Below are 7238 nucleotides of genomic sequence, written 5' to 3'. Positions count from 1 at the left end.
ACGATCCCGGCGGACTCCAGGCCCTGCACGTAGGCGGTGCCGATGGTGCCGACGAGGTAGGGGTCCTCGCCGATGGTCTCCTCGACCCGGCCCCAGCGGGCGTCGCGCACCACGTCCAACACGGGGGCGAGACCCTGGTGGATGCCGACGGACCGCATGTCGCGGCCGATGGCGGCGGCCATCCGGCGCACCACGTCCGGGTCGAAGGTGGCGCCCCAGGAGAGCGGGACGGGGTAGGCGGTGGCACCCCAGGCGGCGAAGCCGGCCAGGCACTCCTCGTGCGCGACGGCGGGGATGCCGAACCGGTTCGTGGCGGCGATCCGGCTCTGGGTGCGGGCCAGGGAGAGCGCGCCCAGTGCGGGGTCGACCGGGACCGTGCCGAAGGGGCGGGTGAGCTGGCCCAGTCCGGCGGGCAGGAGCGCGTCGAGGTCGACGGCCTCCTCCATGTCGTGCTGGTGCGGGGCCACTTCACCGCCCTCGTCGGAGGCTCCCACCCACACGCCGTACAGCTGGGCGGTCTTCTCCTGGAGGGTCATCGCGCCGATCAGCGCGTCGACCCTCGCGGTGGCGGAGGCGGTGGGGTCGTTCCAGAGGGGGATTGCGGAGGTTTTCTCTACGGCCACGTCGGCGTTCACTTTCCTCCCACGCCCGTCGGGCCCTTGATCAGGGCGCCAGGGGCGAACCGGTAGACGAGTGGGTCCGTGCCTGCGTCGGTCACCGGCCGAACCCCGCGGTCAGCCCGCTCAGCAACTGGCGTCGGCCGAAGGCGTACAGCACCAGGACGGGCAGGGTGGTGAGGACGACGGCGGCGAGCACGGCGGGGACGTTGACCCCGTACTGGCCCTGGAAGGTCCACAGCGCGAGGGGCAGGGTCCGGCGGTCGGGGCTCTGGGTGAGGACCAGCGGCAGCAGGAACCCGTTCCAGATGGTCAGTGCGTTGAAGATGCTCACGGTGAGGATGGCCGGCCGGGTGAGCGGTGCCGCCAGCCGCCACAGCGTCGCCCGCTCGGTGGCGCCGTCGACCCGCATCGAGTCGAACAGCTCCTTGGGCACGTCACGGATGAAGTTGGCGAGCACCAGCACGGAGAGCGGGATGGCGAAGGCGATCGACGGCAGGATCAGCGCCGCGAGACTGTCGTACAGGTGCAGTTTGATGATGATCAGGTAGACCGGGATCACCGTCGCCTGCAGCGGGATGGCGAGACCCATGAGGAACAGCCCGTTCACGGCGCGCAGGACCCGCATGCGCCAGCCGCGGACGATCGCGTAGGCCGCCATGAAGGAGACGACGACCGCCGGCACCACGGCACCGACGGTCACCACGACGCTGTTCACGAAGTACTGCAGGAAGTCGGACTCGATGACCAGCCGGTAGTTCTCCAGTGTCGGATCGCCCGACGGCACCAGCGGGTTGCTCGCGTAGTAGCGGCTGCGGTCCTTGAGGCTGGTGATGAGGGTCCAGTACAGGGGCACGGCGACGACGGCGAGCCAGAGCCATCCGGCCAGGCCCCCGGCCCAGTTGCGCCGCCGGACCGCCGGGCGGGGGCGGCGTTGCCCCTCGCCGTCGGTGACCTTCTGCGGCCGTCGCGTCCTGGTCGGCGTGGTGGTCACGTCAGGCCCCCTCGAGTTGGCTCGCGCCGGCGTCCCGGCCTCCGAGGCGGCGCAGCAGCAGGGCGAGGGCGAGCCCCACGAGGACCAGGATGACCGCGATGGCGCTGGCCGGTCCCATCAGACTGGCCTGGAACCCCCGCTTGTACATGTCGAGCGCGAGGACCCGGGTGGCGTCGCCGGGGCCGCCCTCGGTCAGGACGAAGATGAGGTCGAAGAAGGTCAGCGACCCGACGACCATCAGCGTGGACGAGGTGATGATGGTGTACTTCAGCTGGGGCAGCGTGATGCCGAAGAACTGCCGGATCCGTCCGGCGCCGTCCAACTGTGCCGCCTCGTAGAGGGACTTCGGGATCTGCTGGACGCCTCCCTGGTAGATCAGGGAGTGGAACGGGATGAACTGCCAGGACACGACGAAGACGACGACCCCGAACGCGAGCCCCGGCCGTCCCAGCCAGTCCTGGCTGAGCGCCTGGATCCTCAGCCCGGCACCGAGCCCGAAGTTGGGGTCCAGCAGGGCCTCGTAGGCGATCGCGATCGCCGCGGAGCTGAGCATCAGCGGGACGAAGTACACCACGCCCAGCACCGCGCGGTAGCGCTGGCGGCCCGCCAGGAACGTGCCGAGCAGGATGCTCAGCGGTGTCTGCACGACCCAGGACACGGCCATCACCAGGAACGTCACCCAGAGGGCGTGCGGCAGTCCGGGGTCGGTGAGCACCGCACGCCAACTGGTCAGTCCGGTCGCGCGGATGGAGCCGATGCCGTCCCAGGTGGTGAAGCTCAGCACGAAGACGCCGATGAGCGGGACCACGGCGAAACCGACGAAGAGCAGCAGCGCCGGCGCCGCCAGCCACGGCAGGACGCTGCGCGGCTCGCGACGCCGTGGCGCGTCGGTGAGCGCGCTCATGCGCCGGTGACCGCGTTGAGGTTGCTCGCGAACTGCTGGGGCGAGATCGACAGTTGGAACAACTTGACGATGTTGTCCAGCATGGCCTCGGCGGCGGTCGGACTGAGCGCCTGGTCCCAGGACTGGACGAACACCTTGGCCTTGCTGGCGATGTCGTACGTGAACTGGAGGAAGTCGGCGTTCTCGGAGGCGGCCAGCAGTTTCTCCGTGCCCAGCCGGATCGGGACCGACCCGTTGCCGATCCACTTCTTCACCTCCTCCTCCTGGAGGACGCCCGTGGCGAAGAAGTCCTTCGCGACCTTCTTCTGCTCGGCGCTGGCCTTCGAGGAGATGGACAGGTAGTGGGCGGGATTGCCGACGGTGTCGCTCTGGTCGCCCTTGCCGCCCTCGACGGGCGGGAAGGTCATGTAGCCCAGGGAGCCGCTGGAGACGAAGTCCCCGCCGTCGGCCTGCTGGATGCCGTACGACCAGGCGCCGTGCAGCATCATGGCGGCCCTGCCGGTGTACAGGAGTGCCTGGTCGGCGTTGGAGTCCGCGGTGATCGAGGAGAAGCCCTTGACGAACCCGTCGGCCTTGACCAGGTCCTGCAGTCTGGTCAGCGCTTTGATGGCGTCCGGGTGGGACCATGCGTTCTTCTCGCCCTCGATGGCGGCCTGGAAGACCTCGGGACCGCCGATGCGGTCGAACAGGAACTCCAGCCACATCATGTTCGTCCACCGGGACTGGCCGCCGAGTGCGAACGGCGCTATGCCCTTCGCGTTGAACCTGGGCACCAGCGCCATGATGTCGTCCCAGGACTCCGGTGGTTTCGCACCGATCTGATCGAATACCTTCCTGTTGTAGTAGAGGATGACCGGCTGCACGGTCTCGCACGGCATCGCGTAGATCCTGCCGTCGACGGTCGCCGCGCCGAACGAGGCCGGGAACAACCCCTCCTTGACCTCGGAGTGCTCGTCGAACCACGAGGTGAGGTCTTCCACCTGGCCCGCTTCCGCGTAGGCGCGCAGCGTCCCGCCGCCCCAGCCCCAGATGATGGTGGGCGCCTGCCCGGCACCGATGGCGGTCTTGATCTTCGTCTTGTACGCGTCGTTCTGGAAGGTCGTGTCGTCGATCCGCTCGTCGGGGTGGGCCTTGTTGAACGCGTCCACGGCGCCGGCCCTGACTCCTTCCTGCGGTTGTCCGTTCAGGTACCAGTACGTGGCACCACCGCTCTTGCCGGGTCCTGACGAGCCGCCGCAGGCCGTCAGTGCCGCGGAGACCGGCACGGCGGCCGCCAGACCGAGGAGGGTACGTCGAGAGAGCGCCATGATTTTCTCCGCACTCGAGAGCCGTCGGCTTCTCGTGAGTCATGGTGAAAGGTTTTCGAAAATTCCTTCTTCTAGCTCTGTTGCTGCAAGCTAGGTTTCGAGCTGACGCCCTGTCAAGACACGTGCAGGCGCGTGGTGGCACGGAAGATTTCCGCGCGGTACCGGTGACCGAGCGGCGCCCGGAGCACCTTGACGGAAACCGAAACTATTTCGAAGTGGTCCGATCGGAGGCGGGGATGACGCAGTGGCCGCAGGCTGACACACTGTCGGTGCAGGTCGTACCGGGCCGGTACGGTTGACCGGCTCCGTCCGCGTGGCCGGCCCGACCGGTGGGTAACCACACCGGTGGACCTACAGCTGAGAGGAACCGATGCGACCGAACGCCAGGCGCACTACTTTGGCGGACATCGCCCAAGCGGCTGGGGTCTCCGTCGCGACCGTGTCCAAGGTGGTCAACGGTCGCGGTGACGTGGCGCCGCACACCCGCGTCCGTGTGCAGGAGCTGCTGCATCAACACGATTACCTCGCTCCCGTGTTCCGCCACACCGAGACCGTCGAGAACCCGACCATCGAGGTGCAGTTCAAGGGCGGCCTCAAGTCGTACGTGGCGGACACCCTGGAAGGCATCATCGACTCGGCCGCCGAATCGGGAGCCTCGGTGGTGGTCAGCAAGGCGACCAGCGCCCCGCACTGGGCCCGGGACCTGGTCTCGGCCGGGCGCCGCGCCGTCATCGCGGTCACCAGCGTGTACACCACGGCGCACCTGAACGAACTGGCCCGGTCCGGGCTGCCGCTGGTCGTGCTGGACCCACTGCACCTGCCGGACAGCCGGGTCAACAGCGTCGGGGCGACCAACTTCGCCGGTGGTCTGGCCGCGACCCGGCACCTGCTCTCCCTGGGCCACCGCCGCGTCGCCTATCTCGGCGGACCGGCCATGGCCGTCTGCAACCAGGCACGCATGCACGGCTACCGCGCCGCCATGGAGGCCGAAGGAGCGCGGGTACCGGACGCCTACGTCCGGCCCGGGGAATTCACGTACGAGACCGGCTTGCTCGGCGCCACGGCGCTGCTGGACCTGGAAGAACCTCCAACGGCGGTCTTCGCGGGCAACGACGAGATCGCCCTCGGTGTCATCGAGTCCGCCCGCGCCCGAGGCCTGCGCGTCCCCGAAGACCTGAGCGTGGTCGGCTTCGACGACACGAGCCTCGCCCAGACGGCCTCACCGCCCCTGACCACCGTGCGCCAGCCGCTCCGGGAGATGGGCGCCGCCGCGCTGCGCACCGCCCTCCGACTGGCCAACGGCGAGAAGGTCGAGTCCCACCACATCGAACTCGCCACCGAACTCGTGGTACGCGCCTCGACGGCACCGCCTCGTGAGGACACTCCGGCGCACGGGTGAGCGCAGGTGAAGGGTCGTCGGGGTGCGGCAACGGTCTGCCGTTGCCGGTCCGCAACCGCTCCGCGCTCGACTTCCCCGGCGGTGCGGCAGGCCGGCGGCCACGCCCCCGGCCGGCCCTTCCCTCACGTTCGCGGAGCACCCTGCGGGGTCCCGTGGTCGTGGAGAGCCTGTTCGAGGGCGTCGAGGCGCCGCCGCTGCCGGCGTGCGGTGAGGGGGTTGACCAGGAACCCGCAGGCCACGAGGAGCTGGAAGCAGGCGTATCCGTAGCGGGCGGCGAGGATCTGGATGACGGCGCTCACCAGCCACAGCAGCGCGGCGACTCCCGTCACCCAGCGCACCCACCTGCGCTGCTGGGTGTCCAGTGTGCGGCGCTGACGTGCGGCGATGTCGGTCGCGGCAGGGAACTCGGCGGGGTCTTCCGGCAGCTCGCCCCGCTGGATGCGGCGGCCCACCCACAGGTACCGGCTCGCGGTCAGTCCGAACTGCGCCGCTCGGCGCCGAATCCACCACCATGCTCCGGCGGTCACCCCCAGGCCCAGCAGGAGGGAGACCGCGGCGAACAGCAAGCCCTGAGGAACGTCCACCCCCTCCTCACCGACGACCGCTCCCAGCAGGAAGCCTGCCAGTGCCGTTGCCAGCAGTACGGCGAGGAGGGACCCCGCCACACTCATGCGTCCCGCGCCCGCGCGCGCTCCACCGGCCGATCCGGGCATGCCCGACCCCCTTCGTCCCTGCTGTGTGCGACCGGTTACCCGCGTCGGCCGCCGGCACTCCCGCTGCCGCGCGGGGACCCGGCCGCGCGGTGACGACCCGTCAGCGCCAGTGATCCCAGTAGTCGCGGTGCGGCAGTTCGACCCGGACATCGGGGGGTCCGACCACCCCGCGTGCGTCGTTCGGACGCAGTCCCGCGAAGGCGCAGGAGTAGGCCACGGCGTTGCCCCGGTAGAGGTACGAGACGAGTACCTCCTCGGGGGTGTCGTGCTCGTCCGGCCCTCCGCCCGGGTGCAGGTCCCGGCCCTCGACGGTGCCGGCGACGCAGGCCAGCCCGGTGCCGTCGTGACAGAACGTGCCCAGCTCCGTGGTGAGCCGATGGGCTTCCTGCGCCACCGCACGCTCGGCGCCGGTCAGGCACTCGCCTCCCGGCACCGGGAACAGGTCCGGTGCCGGGCCGGCCAGGCCCAGCCGTCCCGGTGACCAGCCGCCGAGCGACGGGCGCCAGGGGTCGGCCCCGGCTGCAGCAAGTGTCCAGGCGTTGTCCGGCTTCCGGGAGACGACGGCCTCCCACAGTGCCGTCACCCCGTTCCCCGTCGCGTCCACGTCCGCGACCCGGCCGGCCAGCTCGGCGACGACCTGCGGGGAGCCGGACACCGCCGCGCGGTGCAACGGGCGTCCCCCGCTCCAGTGCTCCGGACCGGCGCCTCCGTCGAGACGCCGGCGGATCTCGGCCGCGTCCGTCCAGTCCCAGCCCGTGCCGACCCAGCCGTCGCTTCCCGCCGCCATCGACCCCCCTCGTGTCACACGCTCCTTCGCGTGACACGCTCGCACACGGGTCCGACATCCGGAGCACCGAGCCCCTCCCCCGGCAGGGCGCTCGCGCCTCCGCGAACGTCAGTCCCTCGGGCACGCGGGTCCAGGCCACACCGTCCTCTACGAGCCCGCCGCCTCGTTCTGTGCCCGCAGGGCCGTGAGCAGCCAGTCGTGAGCGGCCCCGGGCGTCGGCTCGGGCCGGCCGCCCCGCGGGGTGTTCACCACGGCCACCAGCTCCCAGTAGCGGTCGAGCCGTGGGTCGGCCGTGAGCTGCCCGGCCAGCAGGCGGCGGAAGACCGGGGTGTCCCGGGTGCCGTACGCGCCGGCGTACGCGGCCACGAAGCCGTCCAGCGCCTCGCCGGGGCGCGGGGCGCGGTCCTGGCGCAGCTGCGGGCCTGCCAGTTCGTACGCCTCGGCGAGACCCGTGTACAGCACGTCCGCCCCGCGGGCCCCCGCGACCCGGTGCGCCTCGGGCTGGGGCTGGGCGCCG

General features: G+C 70.7%; 7 protein-coding genes and 1 pseudogene. 1 reads left to right on the top strand and 7 read right to left on the bottom strand.

Annotated elements, in window-relative coordinates:
* From B7767_RS33950 to B7767_RS33935, 4 genes are all read right to left on the bottom strand, one after another.
* On the bottom strand, positions 1 to 635 hold a 635-nt coding region (locus B7767_RS33950; RefSeq protein ID WP_143652775.1), incomplete at its 3' end, for a glycoside hydrolase family 3 N-terminal domain-containing protein.
* A gap of 79 nt (positions 636 to 714) precedes the next feature.
* Positions 715 to 1611 carry a carbohydrate ABC transporter permease gene (locus B7767_RS33945; RefSeq protein WP_085575457.1) on the bottom strand — a complete coding sequence of 299 codons (897 nt, stop codon included), beginning with the start codon at positions 1609 to 1611 and terminating at the stop codon, positions 715 to 717.
* A gap of 1 nt (position 1612) precedes the next feature.
* On the bottom strand, positions 1613 to 2515 hold the full coding sequence (locus tag B7767_RS33940; RefSeq protein ID WP_085575456.1) for a carbohydrate ABC transporter permease: 903 nt from the start codon (positions 2513 to 2515) through the stop codon (positions 1613 to 1615).
* Entirely contained in the window at positions 2512 to 3822 is a 1311-nt protein-coding gene (locus B7767_RS33935; protein ID WP_085575455.1) for an extracellular solute-binding protein, read from the bottom strand. The genes B7767_RS33940 and B7767_RS33935 overlap by 4 nt, the downstream gene beginning before the upstream one ends.
* 370 nt (positions 3823 to 4192) lie before the next feature.
* Here B7767_RS33935 and B7767_RS33930 point away from each other — a divergent pair, with 370 nt between their 5' ends.
* Positions 4193 to 5221 (top strand): LacI family DNA-binding transcriptional regulator, encoded by a 1029-nt coding sequence (locus B7767_RS33930; RefSeq protein WP_085575454.1) that lies wholly within the window; start codon positions 4193 to 4195, stop codon positions 5219 to 5221.
* Between the two features lie 122 nt (positions 5222 to 5343).
* On the opposite strand, the gene B7767_RS33925 is transcribed toward B7767_RS33930, so the two are convergent.
* The 3 genes and pseudogenes from B7767_RS33925 to B7767_RS33915 form a co-directional block, all read right to left on the bottom strand.
* Positions 5344 to 5892, bottom strand: a complete 549-nt coding sequence (locus B7767_RS33925; RefSeq protein ID WP_256923665.1) for a hypothetical protein — start codon at positions 5890 to 5892, stop codon at positions 5344 to 5346.
* A 142-nt stretch (positions 5893 to 6034) separates the two neighbouring features.
* On the bottom strand, positions 6035 to 6721 hold the full coding sequence (locus tag B7767_RS33920; RefSeq protein WP_085575452.1) for an ankyrin repeat domain-containing protein: 687 nt from the start codon (positions 6719 to 6721) through the stop codon (positions 6035 to 6037).
* 147 nt (positions 6722 to 6868) lie between these two features.
* Positions 6869 to 7238, bottom strand: a pseudogene (locus B7767_RS33915) (MerR family transcriptional regulator); the annotation flags it as partial.

The organism is Streptomyces sp. 13-12-16 (genome assembly GCF_002114215.1).
In the GTDB taxonomy this organism is placed as follows: Bacteria; Actinomycetota; Actinomycetes; order Streptomycetales; family Streptomycetaceae; genus Streptomyces.
This window is presented reverse-complemented; position numbering and strand designations above follow the sequence as displayed.